This is a genomic window from Methyloceanibacter stevinii, assembly GCF_001723355.1.
Lineage (GTDB): Bacteria > Pseudomonadota > Alphaproteobacteria > Rhizobiales > Methyloligellaceae > Methyloceanibacter > Methyloceanibacter stevinii.
The window spans coordinates 472,978-491,738 of sequence record NZ_LPWE01000010.1 but is presented as its reverse complement, the minus strand read 5'-3'; the positions used below and the strand labels follow the sequence as shown (position 1 = coordinate 491,738).

Here is an 18,761-nt window from a genome sequence, read left to right as displayed (position 1 = left end):
CGTCTCGCCTCTGGCCCCTCTTGCGCGCGGGCGCGCCGCGCCTATAGTCCCGGCCAACGCCGCAATCGCGCGCCTCTCCAAGACTTCGGCAGGACTTCGGAATGACTGATATCAAGAAGGTCGTGCTCGCCTATTCCGGCGGTCTCGACACCTCCATCATCCTCAAATGGCTCCAGGAAACCTACGGCTGCGAGGTCGTGACGTTTACGGCCGATCTCGGCCAGGGCGAGGAGCTCGAGCCCGCCCGTAAGAAGGCGGAGATGCTGGGCATCAAGGAGATCTACATCGAGGATCTGCGCGAGGAGTTCGTGCGCCACTACGTGTTCCCGATGTTCCGGGCGAACGCGCTCTATGAAGGCGTGTACCTGCTCGGCACCTCGATCGCGCGTCCGCTGATCGCCAAGCGGCAGATCGAGATCGCCAAGGAGACCGGGGCCGATGCGGTTTGTCACGGCGCGACCGGCAAGGGCAACGACCAGGTGCGGTTCGAGCTCGGCTACTACGCCCTCAACCCGGACATCAAGGTCATTGCACCCTGGCGTGACTGGGAGTTCAAGTCGCGGTCCGATCTCATCGAGTTCGCCGAGAAGCACCAGATCCCCGTGGCTAAGGACAAGCGCGGCGAGGCGCCCTTCTCGGTCGATGCCAATCTGCTGCACTCCTCCTCGGAAGGAAAAGTGCTCGAGGATCCGAACGTGGAGCCGCCGGCTTATGTCTTCCAACGCACCGTCGCGCCGGAGGATGCGCCGGACGAGCCCACTATCATCACGATCGGCTTCGAGAAGGGCGACCCCGTCTCGATCGACGGCATGGCCTTGTCGCCCGCGGCAGTCCTCACCAAGCTCAACCAGCTCGGCCACGACAACGGCATCGGGCGCGTCGATCTCGTCGAGAACCGCTTCGTCGGTATGAAGTCGCGCGGCATCTACGAGACGCCGGGCGGCACCATTCTGCTCGCGGCGCACCGGGCAATCGAGTCGCTCACCCTCGACCGCGAGGCCATGCACCTGAAGGACCAGCTCATGCCGCGCTACGCGGAGCTTGTCTATTACGGGTTCTGGTTCGCGCCGGAGCGCGAGATGCTGCAGGCGCTGATCGACAAGAGCCAGGAGCACGTGGAAGGCGAAGTGACGCTCAAGCTCTACAAGGGCAACGTCATCGTCATCGGCCGCCGGAGCGAGAAGTCGCTCTACTCCGACGAGATCGTCACCTTCGAGGACGACCAGGGCGCCTACGACCAGAAGGATGCCGAAGGCTTCATCAAGCTCAACGCGCTTCGGCTGCGCACGCTTCGCAAGCTGCGAGGGTCGTAGCCGCGCGGACGCGCTGGTAGTACAAAGACGCCATGACCTGGCCTGACCGACGGCTTCTCGACCTGTTTGGCATCGACGTCCCGATTCTCGCCGCCCCCATGGCCAACTCGGCGGGGGTCGAGCTGGCGATCGAGGTTGCTCAGGAGGGCGGACTCGGCGCGCTTCCCTGCGCGGTGCTCGACCCGGCGGAGATCGAAGCTGGGGTCGCTGCCTTCCGCGAAGAAACGAACGCGCCGCTGAACGCCAATTTCTTCTGCCATACGCCCGAGCCCGACGATCCCGAGCGCGACTGCGCCTGGCTTGCGCATCTCGCGCCTTATTTCGAGGCGGCCGGAGTTGCGCCGCCGGATTTGCCGCTGCCGGCCGGGCACGCGCCGTTCGGTGACGCCGAGTGCGCCGCGATCGAGTCCGCCAAACCGGAGATCGTCAGCTTCCATTTCGGTCTACCTGCCGCGCCGCTGCTGTCGCGCGTGAAGGACACCGGCTGCAAGGTCATCTCCTCGGCGACCTCGCTCCGCGAAGCACGCTACCTCGCCGAGAACGGTGTCGACGCGATCATTGCCCAAGGTGCCGAGGCCGGCGGCCATCGCGCCATGTTTCTGGAAACCGACGTCTCCCGTCAGGTCGGGACGTTCGCGCTCGTGCGCAGTATCGCGGCGAACCTCGACCTGCCGGTGATCGCCGCAGGCGGCATCGCCGATGGGCAGGCGATCGCCGCTTGCTTTTCGCTGGGTGCCGCTGCGGTACAGGTCGGCACCGCCTACCTTCTGACGGACGAGGCCTGGACGCCGCCGCTTCATCGCGCAGCGCTTGCGGATCCGGCACGCGAAACCGCCATGACGAACGTGCTGACGGGGCGACCGGCCCGTGGCGTCGTCAACCGCTTCATGCGCGAACAGGGTCCGATGAATGCCGCCGCGCCGCATTTCCCGCGCGGACGCCCTGCGATCGCACCGCTGCGTGCGAAGGCGGAGGCCGAAGGCTCGAGCGACTTCTCCCCGCTCTGGTCCGGCCAGGCCGCGACCCTGCCCGGCGCCATGGGCGCCGGTGCGTTGCGCGGTGGCTTGCCGACGGCGCGCGCGCCGAGCTCTCTCAAGGATAGCAGTCGCCTTCGGACCTACACTACGGCCTGCAACCGCACGCCGGTCTAGGACTCCTCCTCGGGCATGATCACCGCATCGCCCGGCATCTCTCCGAACACGGCTTCCTTCACGCTGAAATTCGTCGAGAGGAGAAGGTCGGGCGTTCCCGCCATCCAGGCCGTGATCGAGATCGACTCGTAGGTGCCGTTGTTGAGCACGACGAGCAGCTCGAGATCCTCGTCGCCCGTGTTCTCGATGTAGTGGCCGAAGCCTTGCGGCACGTAGCCCACGTCACCGGCGCCGAACTCATCCGTGCGGGCGCGCCCGGCCGAGCCGAACACGGTCATGCGGCCCGTGCCGGTCAGATAGTACTGCCACTCGACCGCGTTCGGATGCCAATGCAGTTCGCGCATGCCGCCCGGGGCAATCGTCAGCAGCGCACCGGTCATCGTCGTCGAAATCGGGAACTCGATCTCCGAGGCGATCCGCATCTCGCCGCCCGGAAACGGCTCCGGCGCCTGAGCGAGGAGGCGATAGCGGTGGGTCAGCGGGGGCGCATTGAGCGTGCCCGGCGCCGGGAACTCGTCCAGCGGCGGCGGCACGGGACCCTTGGCGATATAGACTTCGTGGTCGGGGAAGTTTGCGAATGCCGATTCCGGCAGGCCGAAATTCTTGGCCAGCACCTCGTGCGGCGTGTGCCCCAGCCAGTCGGTGATCGAGAACGTGCCGAATTCCGAGAAGTAGCCGTTGTCGAATACGAGGATGAAGGTACAGCCGTCGGCGAGCCCCTGAATCGAATGGCCATGGCCGCGCGGGAAGTACCAGACGTCGCCGGGTCCGAAATCGACGACCTCGGCTTGGTTCTCCGGATCGATGGTGGTGACTCGCGCATGGCCCTCGATCATATAGGCCCACTCCGCGGCATTGGCATGCCAGTGCAGCTCACGCACCGCGCCGGGCTCCAAGGTCATGTAGACCCCGGCAAGAGCCTCGGAGACGGGAAACTGGCTGACATTGGCTTCCTTCGCGGTCCCGCCCGCGAACTGCTTTGTGGGCGCCTCGCCCAGCGCGTATCGGAACGACGGCAACTCCTTGCCGGCAATAGCCTGTGGCGTGGGCCCATAGGGCGGCTCCGGGGTCTCGGACATGGATGAACCTTCTGTGCTTGATCATGCCAACCACGCCGGGAACCGGCCCAGCGGGCGCGCGAGTGTGCGGTATCGGCGCCCGCGCGCGCAACGGATATCGCGCCGCTGCGACGCACCTGTGACCGGCACGCCCGCGCGCCATTGCGGTTGACGGCAAAATCCCTATATTGCGCCGCAATAACAGCCCGCTGGCGCGTCCGCCCGCGCCTGGCCGAAAGACCTATCCAAACATGAAGCTACGCAACATCGCCATCATCGCGCATGTCGACCATGGCAAGACCACCCTCGTCGACCGCCTCCTCCAGCAGTCGGGCGCCGTGCGCAACAATCAGCGCGTCGACGAACGCGCCATGGACTCCAACGATCTGGAGAAGGAACGCGGGATCACCATCCTGGCGAAGGCCACCTCCATCGTGTGGGAGGACACCCGCATCAATGTGGTCGACACACCGGGCCACGCCGATTTCGGCGGCGAGGTGGAGCGCATCCTCAACATGGTCGACGGCGCGCTCGTCCTGGTCGATGCCGCCGAGGGCCCCCTGCCTCAGACCAAGTTCGTCGTGTCCAAGGCGCTCAAGATGGGCCTCAAGCCCATCGTCGTGATCAAAGTCGACCGCCCCGACGCGCGCCCCGACGAAGTCCTGAACGAGATCTTCGATCTGTTCGCCGCGCTCGATGCCAACGACGAACAACTGGACTTCCCGGTCCTGTACGGGTCGGCGAAAGAAGGCTGGATGGCCGAGAGCCCCGAGGGGCCGAAGGACCAGGGTATGACGCCCCTGTTCGAGCTGGTTCGGCGCCATGTGCCGGCGCCGTCCGTCGAGGAGGGTCCCTTCCAACTGCTGGGAACGATCCTCGAGTCCAACCCCTATCTCGGCCGCATCGTCACCGGCCGCATCACCGCCGGTACGATCAAGCCCAACGAGATGGTCAAGGTGCTGGATCACGAAGGCAAGCTTGTCGAGCAGGGCCGCGTCTCCAAGGTGCTCGCCTTCCGCGGGCTCGAGCGCGCGGCGCTGGACGAGGCAAGCGCGGGCGACATCGTCTCCATTGCGGGCCTGCCCAACGCCACGGTCGCCCACACGATCTGTTCCCCGGAAATCGATGTGCCGCTCACGGCCCAGCCCATCGACCCGCCGACGCTGTCTATGACCTTCCGCGTCAATGATTCGCCGCTTGCGGGAACCGAGGGGTCGAAGGTTACCGGCCGTATGATTCGCGACCGGCTGCTGCAGGAAGCCGAGGGCAACGTGGCGCTGAAGGTCACCGAATCGGACGAGCGCGATTCGATGATCGTTGCCGGCCGCGGCGAGTTGCAGCTTGGGATCCTGATCGAGACCATGCGCCGCGAAGGCTTCGAGCTTTCCGTATCCCGGCCGCGCGTCTTGTTCAGCCGCGACGACTCTGGACAGCTCTTGGAGCCCATCGAAGAGGTCGTCATCGATCTCGACGAAGAGCACCAAGGCGCGGTCGTTCAGAAGCTGTCCGAACGAAAAGCCGATCTGATCGAGATGAAGCCGTCCGGCGGCGGACGCGTGCGCCTGGTCTTCCATGCGCCGACACGCGGCCTGATCGGATATCAGAGCGAACTCCTGACGGACACGCGCGGCACCGGAATCATGAACCGCCTGTTCCACGGCTACGCACCGCATAAGGGCGCGATCCAGGGACGGCGCAACGGCGTCTTGATCTCCACCGACCAGGGCGAGGCTGTGGCCTATGCGCTGTTCAACCTGGAAGACCGCGGGCCGATGATGATCGAACCTGGTGCGCGGGTCTATCAAGGCATGATCGTCGGCGAGCACACGCGCGGCAACGACCTCGAAGTGAACGTGCTGAAGGGCAAGAAGCTCACGAACATCCGCACCACGTCGAAGGACGAAGCGGTACGGCTGACCCCGCCCATCCGCATGGTTCTCGAAAAGGCGTTGTCGTACATCCAGGACGATGAGTTGGTCGAGGTGACCCCCGATTCGATTCGCTTGCGGAAACAGCACCTCGATCCGAACGACCGCAAGAAGGCCGAGCGGCAGCGGGAAGCGGAAAACGCAGCCTAGACTGCGCCGTCCGCAGCACGGACGCACAACAGCACCGCATCGGGGCTCGGGCCCATGGGAACAAGGGATAACCCAAACGGACCCTTTGCCCGATCGGAGCCGCTGAGCTAGGCTTGGTGGATGTCCGTCGATGTCGCTCAGGTGAGGCCGGCACGGCCAAAAGATGCAACCGCGCTTGCGACCGCTTACGAGGAAGCATGGCGCGGTGCCTATCAGGGCATTATTCCCCATCTCGATCTCGAGCGAATGATTGCCCGCCGGGGCCAAGGCTGGTGGGAGCGGGCGCTGCAGCGGCGCGCGTCCGTGCTCGTCCTCGACTTTGGAGGTCAGGTCGCGGGCTACGTCACCTTCGGGCGTTGCCGCGTCGGTCGCGGCCCCTTCCGCGGCGAGATCTTCGAGCTTTACCTCTGTCCCACCTATCAAGGGTTGGGACTCGGCACCAAACTCTTCGAGGGCGCGAGACAGAAGCTCCAGGAATGGCGCCTCCCGGGCCTCCTTGTATGGGCGCTCGCGGACAACGAGGCCGCGTGCGACTTCTACTTGACGCTCGGCGGAAAGCCGATTGCCGAAGGCACTGAGGACTTCAGCGGAACAAGCTTGCGCAAGATCGCATTTGCTTGGCGCTAATTTTCGCCCGCCAATTCAGCAACCATTAACTGTAACCATTCGGTCTGCCTTAACGACCTCGCTCATAGGGTCTCCTATTCAGCTAGGGACAGTAGGAACGACGATATGGCGGAGATCGACAAGCGCGACCGATGGATCATGCTTGGTCTTGTGGTGCTGGGGCTTTTCACGGTGACGGCCGCCGTTCTTTCGGGCGGATCTGCAATCAATTACGCACTCGAGGTCGAGGCCAGCAACGCGGCGCACGCGTGGGGCACCGAGGCCGACAAGCGCCTTCGCGGGGCCTTGGATGGGGAGGAGGCTCTGCCTGAGGGAGAGGCTCTGCCTGAGGGAGAGGCTCTGCACGTCATCGATCCGGCAGAGCTGCGGCGGCACTTGACGTTCGACCCGAGCGCGGATTCCAACATGCCGACGGTTTCCGTCAATGAAAGCCATCGCAAATTCGCCGACCGTCTTCGCTGGCTCACGGGCGGACTGCTTGCCGCCGATCCCGGACGCTCCGGCGAGGATGCCGTGAGTAAGATGGAAGGCTTTGCCGTGCTCAGCCCGAGAGGCGAGCCCATGGCTGTCGGCGGTCCGCTCGCGCCGGACGCCTTACACGCACGCTCCAGACCGACCAGAACCGAGCCGCCATCGCCGACGCGGTTGCGCTCAAAGAGATCACGGTCGCCTCGTTGCCGGGACAAGATCGAAAGAGCCTCGCTATCGTTCCCGTGATCCACAACGGCAACGTGGCCTATCTCTATGCGTTCCAGGTCGACCAGAGCGCGGCAGCCGCCCTCACCAACCTCGCCCTTGTCGCCGTGACCGTGACGACGAGCCTTCTGATCATCATGGGTTTCTCGGTTCCGGCCGCCATCGCGTCGCGGCGCATTCGCGAACGTTGGCAGGCCGAGGACAAGATCCGCTACCTCGCCATGCACGATTCCCTGACCGGGCTACCAAACCGGCTGCAGTTCAGGTATCACCTGGAACAGGCGGTTGCCCGCGCCAAGCGGCATGATACCAAGATTGCCGTCTTCGGACTGGACCTGGACCGGTTCAAGAACGTCAACGACACCCTTGGCCACGCGACCGGCGACGCCTTGCTCGAAGAGGTTTCCGCCCGGCTGGTCGAGACCCTTCGCGACAGCGACATCGTCGGACGGATGGGCGGCGATGAGTTCGCCGTCGTCGCCGAGAACATCACGGTTCCGGAAGACGCCATGACCTTGGCCCAGCGCGTTTGCGATGCGCTCAGCGCGCCGTACATGGTCAACGGCCACGAGATCACCACCTCCGCCAGCGTCGGCATCGCCCTCGGGCCGATCGCCAATCAGCCCGTGGAGATCTTGATGAAGAATGCGGACTTGGCCCTCTACCGCGCCAAGCAGGACGGACGCAATACGTTCCGCTTCTTCGAACCGGCCATGGACGCCGCGCTCCAGAGACGCCGGCGTCTGGAGCATGACCTGCGCAACGCCATCCGCAAGAACCAGCTCTATCTCGACTATCAGCCGCAGTTTGGTCTCAGCGAAGGCCAGCTCACCGGCTACGAGGCGCTCGTGCGCTGGTGGCACCCGACCGAAGGTGAAATCCCGCCGTCGACATTCGTGCCGATTGCAGAGGAGACGGGTCTCATCGTGCCTCTCGGCGAGTGGATCCTGAAGACCGCCTGCACCTACGCCTTGGGCTGGCCGAGCGACACCAAGCTAGCCGTGAACCTGTCGCCGGCCCAGTTCAAGACACAAGATGTCTTCGAGCTCGTGCGCCGGATGCTCGTGGAAACGGGCCTGGAGCCGGAACGCCTCGAGCTCGAGATCACGGAAAGCACCATCCTGCAAAATACCGACAAGGTCATCGACACGCTCAGCAGGCTGGACCAGCTTGGCGTTTCCATTGCAATGGACGACTTCGGCACCGGCTATTCGAGCCTGTCCTACCTGACCCGTTTCCCGGTCAAGAAGATCAAGATCGACCGATCCTTTATCGATACGCTCGGCACGAACCCGCAGACAAGCGCGATCGTCTCCAGCATTGTCGGCCTCGGCCAATCCTTGCATGTGACGATTACCGCCGAGGGTGTCGAAACCGAAGGGCAGGCGGCCATGCTGAAGCGCTGGGGCTGCGATCAGGTCCAAGGCTACTATTTCGGCCGGCCCGAGGCCGAAGTGCCCGCCAACCCGCTCGAAGACGAGCCGCTCGACCGCAACGTCGCGTAACCTGTTGAAGCGAATCGCTGCAACCGGTCGTCAGTCGACCGGTTGACCGCCGGGGCCGTATGTCCGCGGCCGATCTCGTTCGCATGAGAACCGGCGCGCGTCATTGTCCGCGATTTCGCGGGCCAGCTTGTTCGCGTCCGGGTTCTCTTCCGCGCGCACATAGGCGACATGGCAGGCGTTGGTGTTGCCGAGCTTGGTGACGACCAGGGTCGACCCTCCGCCGAGGCGTCCGAGTCCCAATGGTACCGCAGGATCGTGGCGAACGGCTTCCCGTCCTCGACCCGCCACTCCAGCGTCTCTCCAATCGTGTTGAACATCGGGAGGGTCTGCCCCGCGGCGGTCTGATCCTTCGCGCCGTCGCCATAGGACACGAACATGCGTAGGTCACCCTCCGCGACCCGGACGGCCATGCCGCCATATCCCTTGCACCGAAAGACCACCCCATGTTCGGCGAACGCGGGCGGCGTGATGTTGTCGCATTTGTCGAGAACGAGCGGCGTATAAGCGCTTTCGGCCGCACCGAAGGCCGGCATCGTGGCAAGGAGCAAAGCGCAGCTCCCGAGAACGGTCGCAATGGTCCCGATCGCCCGTCCACCCATGTCCGACAGCCCCCTACTTTGGTCGAGCGATATTCGAACCTTGCCAGACTTGTGACAAGCGCCCGGTCGTCATACAACGGCACCGCACAATTTTTTGCCGGCGGCCGTCCTACCATGGCGGCACCACGAAAGCACCGGGGGCGCCACACACGATGAGTGACATGAGGATCGCGGTTCTCGGTGCTGCCGGGCGCATGGGCCAGGCCCTGACCCGGGCCCTGCACACGACCCCGGGCTGCGAGATCGCCGGCGGCCTCGAGACGGCGGGTTCGCCGGCCATCGGCCGCGATATCGGCGAGATCGCCGGCCTTGATCCCATCGGCGTTCCGGTTACCGACGACCCCCATGCTCTCTTCGCCCACGTGGAAGGCGTTCTCGACTTCACCCTGCCCCATGCGACGACGGAGTTGGTGGCGCTCTCGGCTCAGGCACGAATCGTCCATGTGATCGGCACGACCGGGTTCAGCGACGAGCAACTCGCACGGATCGACGCGGCCGCCCGGCACGCCGCCATCGTGAAGGCCGGCAATATGAGCATGGGCGTCAATCTCATGACCGCGCTGACGAAGCGCGTCGCCGAGATTCTGGGACCCGAGTTCGATATCGAGATCTTGGAGATGCACCATCGCCACAAACGCGATGCGCCCTCCGGTACGGCGCTGATGCTGGGCGAGGCTGCCGCACAAGGGCGGGCGGTAGGGCTTGCGGACAGAGCGGTCCGGACCCGCGACGGCGAGACGGGACCGCGCGCCGAAGGGGACATTGGGTTCGCCACGCTCCGGGGCGGGGACGTCGTTGGTGAGCACAGCGTGATTTTTGCCGGTCCCGGCGAGCGATTCGAGCTGACGCATATTGCATCCGACCGGGGTATTTTTGCCCGCGGGGCGGTTCGTGCGGCCCTCTGGGCCCGGGGACGGCCGCCGGGGCTCTACTCGATGGCGGATGTGCTTGGACTGTAACAACGCAGTGATAGTTCGGTTGGGGACATCCGATGGCAGAGCTAAGGCCTTGTTATCCTTGCAGCCAAAAAGTCACCCCATTGGGCGATAATAATGACCATGGCTCTTAACCATGCGGACCTATAATCGCCGCCAAGAAGAGGCGTTCACGGCGTCAAAGGGCCAGTTGAGCAGACGATGACAGGGCGGTATTCAGGGGACATGCTTCAAAAGACGGGCGATCGACCGCAGGGCTCAAACAATGTTCTTGTTTTGGTCCGGCACGGCCAAAGCGAGTGGAATCGCCTGAACATGTTCACGGGCTGGAAGGATGTCGGCCTCAGCGAGGAAGGCGTCTCCGAAGCCCACCGGGCCGGTCAACGGCTCAAGGACGAGGGCCTGGTCTTCGACAGCGCTTTCGCCTCCACCCTGAAGCGGGCCCACAACACGCTCGACATCATTCTCGGCGAAGTGGGTCAGGGCAAACTCCCCATCATCAAGGCCGCCGCGCTCAACGAGCGCGACTATGGCGACCTGGTCGGGATCAACAAGGAAGAGGCGCGCAAGCGCTTCGGCGCCGAGAAGGTTCAGATCTGGCAGCGTTCCTATGACGTGGCGCCCCCGGGCGGCGAATCCCTGAAGGATACGGCTGCGCGGGTGTGCCCCTTCTTCGACCGTTGGATCGTCCCGGAGCTGCAATCCGGGAAGAACGTGATCGTGGTCGCGCACGGCAACTCCCTGCGCTCGCTGATCATGGAGCTGGACAAGCTCACTCCGGAAGAGGTCCAGCACTATTCCCTGGCCACCGCCACACCGGTGATCTACCGGGTCAAGGCGGACGGAACCCTCGCCGAGAAGCGCAGCCTCGCCGCGTAAAGCTAGAACCGGGGCACTTCGTCAGACAGCAGGCGCGCAACCCTCGCGCAGTGCCGCCTTTAGCGCATCCGCAAAATCTTCCCGCTCCGGATCGGTCAGAAAAGCGCCGAACACGAGCCGTTTGCCGTGGCTTGCGAGAGACAGCTCCGAGGAAAGCCCGACACGCTCATCGACACGGACACGGACCCAATAGGGGTTGAACCGCCAGAACTGCTCCTTCCCATCGGGCGCGACGCGCGTCACCGTCAGCGCCTCGTCGGTGAGCGCCACGGTCTCGTAGACCCGCAAGGCCCGGAAATTGAGTCGGAACGCCACGTAGACGAGGAGCACGTCGAGGCCCATGAAACCGATGATGGGCCAAGCCCCCATGAGGAAGAACATCAGCCCGGTGCCGAAGGAAACCGTACTGATGGCGGCCATGAAGATCACAAAGCCCTTCGGCCCGAGAGATCGGTGCGGGGTCAGGACCGCGCGAAATCGGGGCTCGCTGTCATCGGGGCCTTGCGGCAGGGTCGGCGTGTCTGTCATAGCGTTCACAATAATACAGCCGGGAAGGGTGGCACAACGCAAGTGGCGGTTGGATCGAGAAAGGGTGAAGCGCCGAAACGGCGCCCGACGCGCCGGCGCTCGGGCACCAAGCTGACCCGCGCTCAGATCGCCGAAATGTTCGCCCGCTTCGAGGCTCTCGATCCCGATCCGCGGACGGAACTGAACTATCGCGATCCGTTCTCGCTCCTCGTCGCAGTGGTGCTGTCCGCGCAGGCAACCGACACGTCCGTGAACCGCTGCACCCCGGGACTCTTCGAGATCGCCGACACGCCGGAGAAAATGGCCGCGCTTGCCGAAGAAGACGTCAGTGAACGGATCAAGACGATTGGTCTGTTCCGCAACAAGGCCAAGAACGTGATCGCGCTATCGAAGAAAATCGTCACCGAGCACGGCGGCAAGGTGCCCGAGTGCCGCGAGGATCTGGAGGCGCTGCCAGGGGTGGGACGCAAGACCGCGAATGTCGTTCTGAACGTCGCGTTCGGCCAGCCCACGATCGCGATCGACACGCACATTTTCCGGGTTTCCAACCGCACCGGCCTGGCACCCGGAAAAACACCGTTACAGGTCGAGGAAACCCTCGAGCGCGTCATCCCCGACCAATACAAGCTCCACGCCCATCATTGGCTGATCCTGCATGGGCGCTACGTATGCAAAGCGCGCAAGCCCGAATGCTGGCGCTGCCATATCAGCGATCTGTGCGCCTTCAAGGACAAGGTCGAGGCGCCCGCTTAGACCCTCGTCGTTTGCGCGACGGGCTCTTGCACAGTTCCGCGTTGTCCGGCTCCCGGCAATCCGGACTTCGTCTTGGCCGCGATACGCTTCCACATGCGCACCATGAACCCCGTCGCAAAAAGCGGCGTGATGAGGTTGAGGATCGGCACGGACGCCACGGCGGCGATCACCAGCCCGCACAACAACACGGTGGTGCTGTTGGCCTTGCGGATGCGTTTCGCCTCGCGCCCGCTCACATGCCGCATGGCGGCGAGCTCGAAATACTCCCGGCCGAGCAGATAGCCGTTGCCTACGTAGAACGCGATCAGGTTGACGCCCGGCACCAGCAAGAGCAGCAGCGCGACGAGATTGACCAGGAGCACAATGAAGAAGAAGCGGATCGCGAGCCAGATCGAGCGTGCTATCGGCAGCTCACGGCCGGGCGGGTCGGCGGGGAATCCCTGTTGCTCGACGACGGCGGCGATGTCGTCGAGATAGAGGCCCGCGATCAACGACGTCACCGGCGGGATGAGAAAGATCGAGGCCGCGACCAGTGCAAGACCGCCGAGAACCTGAACCGATGTTTCGATCCAGTCCGGCCACGCGACGAAGTAGGCGAAGGACCACTGGATGGCGATGAACAGCCCCGCGAGCAAAGCAAGCGTAAAGGCCACGCACTTCACCATGACCGAGCGGAATGGCGGCGAGAAGAGTTCCCCAAAGGCTTGACGTGCTGCGCTAAGCATGACTTGTCCTGCGTCTGTCTGCTGGAGGAATATAGTGATGGAAGATCGCAACGCCAGCAGCCGCATCTGAACTGAATGAAGCTGAACCGGGAGACTTGGCGGGACTATGGCTGAAAAGACGATCGACGTGGTTGGCATCGGAAACGCAATCGTGGACATCATCGCGCGTTGCGACGACGCGTTTCTAACTAAGCGGAACCTGGACAAAGGCTTCATGCGGCTGATCGATTCTGCCGAGGCCGCCGAACTCTACGAAGAGATGGGACCGGCCACGGAGCGTTCGGGCGGATCCGTCGCCAATTCGATCGCGGGCCTCGCCGCACTCGGTGCGAAGTGCGGGTTTATCGGCCGCGTCGCCGCCGATCAGTTCGGCGGCATCTTCCGCCACGACATCCGCTCGCTGGGCATTTCGTATGAGACCGAACCGGCCGTCGACGGCGCGCCGACCGCGCGCTGCCTAATCCTGGTGACGCCCGACGGCGAGCGCACCATGAATACGTTTCTCGGTGCGAGCGTGGACATGACGGCCAGCGACATCGATGCCGAACTCATCGCTGCGGCCAAGTTCGTCTATCTGGAAGGCTATCTCTTCGACAAGGACGAGGCCAAGTCCGCCTTCCGTGAGGCGGCCAAGCTCGCCAAGGAAGCCGGCGCCAAGGTCGCCCTGTCGCTGTCCGACCCGTTCTGTGTCGACCGGCACCGGGACGATTTCCGGGAACTCGTCAAACACGGCGCCGACATCGTGTTCGCCAACGAGAAGGAAATCACCTCGCTCTACGAGACCAACACGTTTCTGGAGGCGGCGGATGCTGCCCTGCAGGACTGCGAGATGGCGGTCCTCACCCGGTCCGAGGACGGGTCGCTGATCGTCGGCGGCGGCGAAACCATCGAGATTCGTGCCGAGCCCGTCTCTCAAGTGGTGGATGCCACGGGCGCAGGCGATCTGTACGCGGCGGGTTTCCTGTTCGGCCTCTCGCGCGGCATGCCGATCGCCGATTGCGGCCGTCTCGGCAGCATCGCCGCCGCGGAGGCCATCTCCCATATCGGCGCGCGGCCCGAGGCCAATCTCGTGGAACTCGCCAAGTCTCGCGGGATCCTCTCCTAGCCTTCCGTCCGGTCAGAGCTTCCGCAGCGCCACGCTTTCCACGGCGTGGCCGGCGCCCTTGCGCAAGATGAGGTCGGCACGCTGGCGCGTCGGCAGGATGTTCTCGTGGAGGTTGACGAGATTGATCGTCCGCCACAGGGACAAGGCGACTTCGCGCGCCTCGCCTTCCGACAGCGTGGCGTAGCGGTGGAAATAGGCCGCCGGGTCGCGGAACGCCGTCTGGCGCAAGCGCAGGAAGCGCTCCACATACCAGCGCTCGACGAGAGCCTCCGCCGCGTCGATATAGATCGAGAAATCGAAGAAGTCCGAGACGAACGGGATCGTCTCACCGTCCTCGGGCAGAATGGCGGGCTGCAGCACGTTGAGCCCCTCGACAATGACGATATCGGGATGCTCGACGGCGAGCGCCTGCCCCTGCAACACATCATAGACGACGTGTGAATAGACCGGCGCCTCCACGCGCGCCTTGCCCGATTTCACGTCGCCTAAGAAGTTGAGCAGCGTCGGCAGGTCGTAGCTCTCGGGGAACCCTTTCCGGGTCATCAGCCCACGGCCTTCCAGGACCGCATTTGGAAACAGAAAGCCGTCGGTCGGTACGAGCGCCACGTTCGGATGGCTCGGCCAGCGGGCGAGCAGCGCCTGAAGCACACGGGCCGACGTGCTCTTGCCCGCCGCGACGCTGCCCGCAAGTCCGATGACGAAGGGAATCTTCCCGTTCCCCTTGCGCAAGAACTCTTCGGTGACGCCGTGCAGGCCTTGCGAGGCTTCAACGTAGAGATTGAGCAAACGGCTCAAGGGCAGATAGACATCGATGACTTCGTCGGTGGACACGCGTTCGGTCACGCCGGACAGGTTCTCGAGATCCGCTTCGTTCAGCGTAAGCGGTGTGTCCTCACGCAGGCGTGCCCATTCCTCGCGCGAGTAGAGCGTGTAGGGCGAGAAACCGACGGCGGGCAGGATGTCCATCACGAAATACCCCGTGGCGGGTTAGCCAGCCGGGCCTTTTTGGCGCGCCAGACCCGAGATCCCCATGCGCTGCTCGAGCACCGCGCAGACTTCGTCGAGTGCAATATCGCGCGACTCCAGCAGGACCAGGAAGTGATAGAGCAGGTCGGCGCTCTCTTCGAGAAGTGCGGCCCTATCCTGGGCCACCGCGGCGATCGCCACCTCGACGCCCTCTTCACCCACCTTCTTGGCCGACCTGATCGGGTCGTCCAGAAGCTGCCGGGTGTAGGACTTTTCGGCCGCTTCGGTCCGGCGTTCGCGGATCGTGGCGGCGAGCCTATCCAATGCATCCTTGCTCATGCTGTGGCTCATACACTGTGCCGCCGTCGCTGGGAATAGGCGCAAAGGCGGATCGAAGGTTCAAGGGTCCAAGCGAACAGGCAGTCCCGCATCGGCCATGAAGCGCTTGGCCTCGCCGATCGAATGCTCGCCGAAATGGAAAATGGACGCGGCCAGCACCGCCGAGGCATGACCCTCGCGTACGCCGTCCACGAGGTGCTGCAGATTGCCGACGCCGCCCGAGGCTATGACCGGCACGGAAACCGCATCCGCGATCACCCGCGTCAGCTCGTTGTCGAACCCGGCCCGCGTGCCGTCGCGATCCATCGAAGTCAGCAGGATCTCGCCCGCGCCGAGCGAGACGACTTCTTCCGCATACGCGATCGCATCGATGCCCGTGGGCTCGCGTCCGCCATGGGTGAAGATTTCGAAGCGCGGAGCCTTGCCGTTGGCCCCCACGCGCTTCGCGTCGATCGCCACCACGATGCATTGCGCCCCGAACTTCTCGGCCGCGCGGCGCACTAGTTGACGGTCACGCACCGCCGCCGTGTTGATCGAGACCTTGTCGGCGCCCGCTTCGAGGAGCGCGCGCACATCGTTCGTGGACCGCACGCCGCCGCCAACCGTCAGCGGCATGAAGCAGCGCTCCGCGGTGCGGCTGACGATGTCGAGAATGGTTCCGCGTTTCTCGTGGCTCGCGGTGATGTCGAGGAAACACAGCTCGTCCGCGCCGGCCTCGTCATACGCGGCGGCGGCTTCCACGGGATCGCCAGCGTCGCGCAGATCGACGAAGTTCACGCCTTTGACGACGCGCCCGTCCTTCACGTCGAGGCAGGGAATGACGCGGACTTTGAGCATCGGTCAGTACTGTCCCGTCACGCCGTGATGGCCGTACTTGGCTGCGATAACGGCGAGCGCCTCCGCCGCATCGACACGACCATCATAAAGCGCACGCCCCGCAATCGCCCCATCGAGCTTCGCGCAGCGCGGCTCCACGAGGCGCTTGATGTCGTCGATGGAGGCGAGGCCGCCGCTGGCGATCACCGGCACGGAGACCGCCTCGGCCAGTTCCACCGTGGCGTCGAGATTGAGCCCTTCGAGCAGCCCGTCGCGGGCGATGTCCGTATGAATGATGGTGGTGACGCCCGCATCCTCGAACCGGCGCGCGAGATCGAGCGCCGTCATCTCCGAGGTTTCCGCCCAGCCCTCAATGGCGACCTTGCCGTCGCGCGCATCGATGCCCACGGCGATACAGCCGGGGAAGTCGCGCGCCGCTTCGCGGACGAGATCGGGGTCGCGTACCGCCGCCGTTCCCAGGATCACCCGGTCGATGCCCTTGTCGAGCCACATGGCGATCGTGTCGATGTCGCGGATGCCGCCGCCGAGCTGGATCGGCAAATGGCTCGCCGCGAAAATCGCCTCGACCGCCGGGCCGTTGACCGGCTTGCCTTCGAACGCGCCGTTGAGATCGACCACATGCAGCCATTCGAAACCTTGGTTCTCGAAAGCCTTGGCCTGCGCGGCAGGATCGGTGTTGAACACGGTGGCCTGGTCCATCTCGCCCTGGCGCAGGCGCACGCATTGTCCGTCCTTCAGATCGATGGCGGGGAAAAGAATCATGAAGTCTGTCTCGCTATGGCTTCCATTTGAGGAAATTGGCGATCAGGGCCAATCCCAGCTTCTGGCTTTTCTCGGGGTGGAACTGGCTGCCGGCCACGTTGTCCCGCGCGAGGAACGCCGTGACCGTGCCGCCGTAGTCCGTGGTCGCGACCCGCGTCTCACGCGCCGCCGGCACGAAATGGTAGGAGTGCACGAAATAGGCGTGAAGGCCCGTAGGGCCGGTCGGAATGCCCTCGAAGAGCGCATGGTCGCGATCGAGGTTCAGCGTGTTCCAACCCATATGCGGAATCTTCAAGGTGACGTCGTTAGGTTCGATCGCACGCACCTCGCCGCCAATCCAGTCGAGCCCTGGCGTGACCCCGTGCTCCAGCCCGCGGGTCGCCATCAGCTGCAACCCGACACAAATCCCGAGGAACGGCGTGCCCCGCTCGCCGACGGCCTCGTCTAGCGCCTCGATCATGCCCGGCACGGCGGCGAGGCCCGCCTTGCAATCGGCGAAGGCGCCGACGCCCGGCAGTACGATGCGGTCGGCACTGAGAACCTCCTCCGGTTCCGTTGTGACCTTGATCTCGAGCGGCGAGCCCTGTTCGCCTGCGGCGCGCTCGAAGGCCTTCGCGGCGGAGTGGAGATTGCCGGAGCCGTAATCGATGATGGCGACGTGCATGGTGTCAGTTCCGCGGAAACGAGCCGATCACTTCGTCGCCGGCCGCAGGGCGCGTCGGCACGATCGCGGAGGCCTTCGCCGGTACCAGAAGGACGGCCGGAACGCTTTGCGACGCCGTCTCTTGCTCGGGGAGCCAGCGCGAGAAGAACCGCGTCTCGGCCTCGACCAGATCGCGGCCGAAAGCCGTGCCGGCGAATTTGAAGCCGCGGCGCCGCAGGGCCCAGCTGCGCAGGTCGTTGGCCTCGAACGCGAACAGCACCGTGAGGCCGATCGAAACCCAGCCCGCGATCTCCTGGCCGGCCGGTCCCGATCCGAAGACGACAGGCAACGACAAGAAAATGGCCAGGAAGGCGATGAGCTCCAACCACATCCGCTGATAGATGAGCCACAGGATCGGGACGATCAGCGCAAACCAGGCGATCCCTTCCTTCACGAAGGCGACCTTACCCGCGCGCGCCTCGAGATCGGCGTCGTCGGCAGGCTCAAAGACGGAATAGACAGTCACTGTTCGCTACGCTCAACTTCGATCCGGCCGCCGCCCAGCGTTCCGCGCTCACGGAACGTCAAAGCTGGCCCTTGGTGGAGGGCACGCGCCCGCTCTGCCGCGGATCCACGGCGACAGCCTGGCGCAACGCCCTTGCCAGCGCCTTATAGCAGGTCTCGGCCACGTGGTGATTGTTCTCGCCGTAGAGAGTCTCCACGTGGAGCGTGATGCCCGCGTTCTGCGCAAAGGCCTGGAACCATTCGCGAAACAGCTCCGTGTCCATCTCGCCGATCTTGGAGCGGCTGAAGTCCACCTTCCACACGAGAAACGGCCGCCCGGACACGTCGAGCGCGACGCGTGTCAGCGTCTCGTCCATGGGCAGGTAGCAGGAGCCATAGCGCGTGATGCCGGCCTTGTCGCCGAGCGCTTCGGCGAAGGCCTGTCCCAGCACGATCCCGGAATCCTCGGTCGTGTGGTGCTGATCGATGTGGAGATCGCCCTCGGCCTTCAGCGTGATGTCGAACAGCCCATGGCGCGCCAACTGCTCCAGCATGTGGTCGAGGAAGCCCACACCCGTCGAGACATCGTAAGCGCCCGTCCCGTCGAGATTGACGGTGGCGCTGATGTTCGTTTCCTTGGTGCGGCGGTCGACCGTCGCCGTGCGGGGCGTTACCGCGCTGGCGGCATCCGCTGATTTGCTTCGCTGTTGCATGTCTGCCAGCCTAATCCAAAGGCTCTTAGCAATTCGCTTCCATAA

General features: G+C 64.4%; 21 protein-coding genes. 10 read left to right on the top strand and 11 right to left on the bottom strand.

From position 1 onward, the window contains the following. Nucleotides 1-101: 101 nt before the first annotated feature. Together AUC70_RS06255 and AUC70_RS06250 are read left to right on the top strand one after the other, a co-directional pair. Nucleotides 102-1,313: an argininosuccinate synthase gene (locus AUC70_RS06255; protein ID WP_069444041.1), complete on the top strand. Its 1,212-nt coding sequence runs from the start codon at nucleotides 102-104 to the stop codon at nucleotides 1,311-1,313. Between the two features lie 32 nt (nucleotides 1,314-1,345). Then, the gene (locus tag AUC70_RS06250; RefSeq protein ID WP_069444040.1) at nucleotides 1,346-2,464 is read left to right on the top strand and encodes an NAD(P)H-dependent flavin oxidoreductase; all 1,119 of its coding nucleotides are present in this window, start codon (nucleotides 1,346-1,348) and stop codon (nucleotides 2,462-2,464) included. Here AUC70_RS06250 and AUC70_RS06245 read toward each other — a convergent pair. Then, complete coding sequence (locus AUC70_RS06245) at nucleotides 2,461-3,543, bottom strand: cupin domain-containing protein (protein ID WP_069444039.1); 1,083 nt, start codon at nucleotides 3,541-3,543, stop codon at nucleotides 2,461-2,463. The genes AUC70_RS06250 and AUC70_RS06245 overlap by 4 nt on opposite strands. 230 nt (nucleotides 3,544-3,773) lie before the next feature. Here AUC70_RS06245 and typA point away from each other — a divergent pair, with 230 nt between their 5' ends. The 4 genes from typA (at nucleotide 3,774) to AUC70_RS06225 (ending at nucleotide 8,428) form a co-directional block, all read left to right on the top strand. Continuing rightward, entirely contained in the window at nucleotides 3,774-5,600 is a 1,827-nt protein-coding gene (gene typA, locus AUC70_RS06240; RefSeq protein ID WP_069444038.1) for a translational GTPase TypA, read from the top strand. 120 nt (nucleotides 5,601-5,720) lie between these two features. After that, nucleotides 5,721-6,227, top strand: coding sequence for a GNAT family N-acetyltransferase (locus tag AUC70_RS06235; protein ID WP_069444037.1), 507 nt, complete (start codon nucleotides 5,721-5,723; stop codon nucleotides 6,225-6,227). A 105-nt stretch (nucleotides 6,228-6,332) separates the two neighbouring features. Then, nucleotides 6,333-6,944 (top strand): hypothetical protein, encoded by a 612-nt coding sequence (locus AUC70_RS06230; RefSeq protein WP_069444036.1) that lies wholly within the window; start codon nucleotides 6,333-6,335, stop codon nucleotides 6,942-6,944. After that, entirely contained in the window at nucleotides 6,902-8,428 is a 1,527-nt protein-coding gene (locus tag AUC70_RS06225) for a putative bifunctional diguanylate cyclase/phosphodiesterase (RefSeq protein WP_158007372.1), read from the top strand. Before AUC70_RS06230 ends, AUC70_RS06225 begins: the two co-directional genes overlap by 43 nt. A gap of 30 nt (nucleotides 8,429-8,458) precedes the next feature. Here the strand turns inward: AUC70_RS06225 and AUC70_RS16715 are convergent, their stop codons facing one another. Then, on the bottom strand, nucleotides 8,459-8,668 hold the full coding sequence (locus AUC70_RS16715) for a hypothetical protein (RefSeq protein WP_069444034.1): 210 nt from the start codon (nucleotides 8,666-8,668) through the stop codon (nucleotides 8,459-8,461). Nucleotides 8,669-9,188: 520 nt separating this feature from the next. Here AUC70_RS16715 and dapB point away from each other — a divergent pair. After that, the gene (gene dapB, locus AUC70_RS06215; protein WP_069444169.1) at nucleotides 9,189-9,986 is read left to right on the top strand and encodes a 4-hydroxy-tetrahydrodipicolinate reductase; all 798 of its coding nucleotides are present in this window, start codon (nucleotides 9,189-9,191) and stop codon (nucleotides 9,984-9,986) included. A gap of 201 nt (nucleotides 9,987-10,187) precedes the next feature. After that, entirely contained in the window at nucleotides 10,188-10,841 is a 654-nt protein-coding gene (locus tag AUC70_RS06210; protein ID WP_069444033.1) for a 2,3-bisphosphoglycerate-dependent phosphoglycerate mutase, read from the top strand. 21 nt (nucleotides 10,842-10,862) lie between these two features. Here AUC70_RS06210 and AUC70_RS06205 read toward each other — a convergent pair whose 3' ends face one another. Next, entirely contained in the window at nucleotides 10,863-11,369 is a 507-nt protein-coding gene (locus AUC70_RS06205) for a DUF2244 domain-containing protein (RefSeq protein WP_069444032.1), read from the bottom strand. 42 nt (nucleotides 11,370-11,411) lie between these two features. Here AUC70_RS06205 and nth point away from each other — a divergent pair, with 42 nt between their 5' ends. Next, the gene (gene nth / locus AUC70_RS06200; protein WP_069444031.1) at nucleotides 11,412-12,122 is read left to right on the top strand and encodes an endonuclease III; all 711 of its coding nucleotides are present in this window, start codon (nucleotides 11,412-11,414) and stop codon (nucleotides 12,120-12,122) included. Here nth and AUC70_RS06195 read toward each other — a convergent pair. Further along, nucleotides 12,119-12,847 carry a sulfate transporter family protein gene (locus AUC70_RS06195; RefSeq protein ID WP_069444030.1) on the bottom strand — a complete coding sequence of 243 codons (729 nt, stop codon included), beginning with the start codon at nucleotides 12,845-12,847 and terminating at the stop codon, nucleotides 12,119-12,121. The genes nth and AUC70_RS06195 overlap by 4 nt on opposite strands. A 106-nt stretch (nucleotides 12,848-12,953) precedes the next feature. On the opposite strand from AUC70_RS06195, the gene AUC70_RS06190 reads away from it, so the two are divergent. Further along, on the top strand, nucleotides 12,954-13,952 hold the full coding sequence (locus AUC70_RS06190) for an adenosine kinase (protein WP_069444029.1): 999 nt from the start codon (nucleotides 12,954-12,956) through the stop codon (nucleotides 13,950-13,952). Nucleotides 13,953-13,964: 12 nt separating this feature from the next. Here AUC70_RS06190 and coaA read toward each other — a convergent pair whose 3' ends face one another. Genes coaA through hisB form a run of 7 tightly spaced genes read right to left on the bottom strand, consistent with a single transcriptional unit; the run spans nucleotide 13,965 to nucleotide 18,716 of the window. Further along, on the bottom strand, nucleotides 13,965-14,918 hold the full coding sequence (gene coaA, locus AUC70_RS06185; RefSeq protein ID WP_069444028.1) for a type I pantothenate kinase: 954 nt from the start codon (nucleotides 14,916-14,918) through the stop codon (nucleotides 13,965-13,967). Between the two features lie 21 nt (nucleotides 14,919-14,939). Further along, nucleotides 14,940-15,257 (bottom strand): phosphoribosyl-ATP diphosphatase, encoded by a 318-nt coding sequence (hisE, locus tag AUC70_RS06180; protein ID WP_069444027.1) that lies wholly within the window; start codon nucleotides 15,255-15,257, stop codon nucleotides 14,940-14,942. Nucleotides 15,258-15,317: 60 nt separating this feature from the next. Continuing rightward, entirely contained in the window at nucleotides 15,318-16,094 is a 777-nt protein-coding gene (gene hisF, locus AUC70_RS06175; protein ID WP_069444026.1) for an imidazole glycerol phosphate synthase subunit HisF, read from the bottom strand. A gap of 3 nt (nucleotides 16,095-16,097) precedes the next feature. Beyond that, on the bottom strand, nucleotides 16,098-16,856 hold the full coding sequence (gene hisA / locus AUC70_RS06170; protein WP_069444025.1) for a 1-(5-phosphoribosyl)-5-[(5-phosphoribosylamino)methylideneamino]imidazole-4-carboxamide isomerase: 759 nt from the start codon (nucleotides 16,854-16,856) through the stop codon (nucleotides 16,098-16,100). 13 nt (nucleotides 16,857-16,869) lie between these two features. Beyond that, nucleotides 16,870-17,520, bottom strand: a complete 651-nt coding sequence (hisH, locus tag AUC70_RS06165; protein ID WP_069444024.1) for an imidazole glycerol phosphate synthase subunit HisH — start codon at nucleotides 17,518-17,520, stop codon at nucleotides 16,870-16,872. Between the two features lie 4 nt (nucleotides 17,521-17,524). Beyond that, on the bottom strand, nucleotides 17,525-18,025 hold the full coding sequence (locus AUC70_RS06160) for a DUF2628 domain-containing protein (protein ID WP_069444023.1): 501 nt from the start codon (nucleotides 18,023-18,025) through the stop codon (nucleotides 17,525-17,527). A 58-nt stretch (nucleotides 18,026-18,083) separates the two neighbouring features. After that, nucleotides 18,084-18,716 carry an imidazoleglycerol-phosphate dehydratase HisB gene (hisB, locus tag AUC70_RS06155; RefSeq protein ID WP_069444022.1) on the bottom strand — a complete coding sequence of 211 codons (633 nt, stop codon included), beginning with the start codon at nucleotides 18,714-18,716 and terminating at the stop codon, nucleotides 18,084-18,086. Nucleotides 18,717-18,761: the final 45 nt, after the last annotated feature.

Bases quoted from the DNA above. Each gene is read 5' to 3' on its own strand.
- hisB (WP_069444022.1), bottom strand. From the start codon at position 18,716: ATGCAACAGCGAAGCAAATCAGCGGATGCCGCCAGCGCGGTAACGCCC.
- hisH (WP_069444024.1), bottom strand. From the start codon at position 17,520: ATGCACGTCGCCATCATCGATTACGGCTCCGGCAATCTCCACTCCGCC.
- AUC70_RS06250 (WP_069444040.1), top strand. From the start codon at position 1,346: ATGACCTGGCCTGACCGACGGCTTCTCGACCTGTTTGGCATCGACGTC.
- coaA (WP_069444028.1), bottom strand. From the start codon at position 14,918: ATGGACATCCTGCCCGCCGTCGGTTTCTCGCCCTACACGCTCTACTCG.
- AUC70_RS06210 (WP_069444033.1), top strand. From the start codon at position 10,188: ATGCTTCAAAAGACGGGCGATCGACCGCAGGGCTCAAACAATGTTCTT.
- AUC70_RS06230 (WP_069444036.1), top strand. From the start codon at position 6,333: ATGGCGGAGATCGACAAGCGCGACCGATGGATCATGCTTGGTCTTGTG.
- hisF (WP_069444026.1), bottom strand. From the start codon at position 16,094: ATGCTCAAAGTCCGCGTCATTCCCTGCCTCGACGTGAAGGACGGGCGC.
- AUC70_RS06255 (WP_069444041.1), top strand. From the start codon at position 102: ATGACTGATATCAAGAAGGTCGTGCTCGCCTATTCCGGCGGTCTCGAC.
- AUC70_RS06195 (WP_069444030.1), bottom strand. From the start codon at position 12,847: ATGCTTAGCGCAGCACGTCAAGCCTTTGGGGAACTCTTCTCGCCGCCA.
- typA (WP_069444038.1), top strand. From the start codon at position 3,774: ATGAAGCTACGCAACATCGCCATCATCGCGCATGTCGACCATGGCAAG.
- hisA (WP_069444025.1), bottom strand. From the start codon at position 16,856: ATGATTCTTTTCCCCGCCATCGATCTGAAGGACGGACAATGCGTGCGC.
- AUC70_RS06205 (WP_069444032.1), bottom strand. From the start codon at position 11,369: ATGACAGACACGCCGACCCTGCCGCAAGGCCCCGATGACAGCGAGCCC.
- AUC70_RS06190 (WP_069444029.1), top strand. From the start codon at position 12,954: ATGGCTGAAAAGACGATCGACGTGGTTGGCATCGGAAACGCAATCGTG.
- AUC70_RS06245 (WP_069444039.1), bottom strand. From the start codon at position 3,543: ATGTCCGAGACCCCGGAGCCGCCCTATGGGCCCACGCCACAGGCTATT.
- hisE (WP_069444027.1), bottom strand. From the start codon at position 15,257: ATGAGCAAGGATGCATTGGATAGGCTCGCCGCCACGATCCGCGAACGC.
- dapB (WP_069444169.1), top strand. From the start codon at position 9,189: ATGAGGATCGCGGTTCTCGGTGCTGCCGGGCGCATGGGCCAGGCCCTG.
- AUC70_RS06235 (WP_069444037.1), top strand. From the start codon at position 5,721: ATGTCCGTCGATGTCGCTCAGGTGAGGCCGGCACGGCCAAAAGATGCA.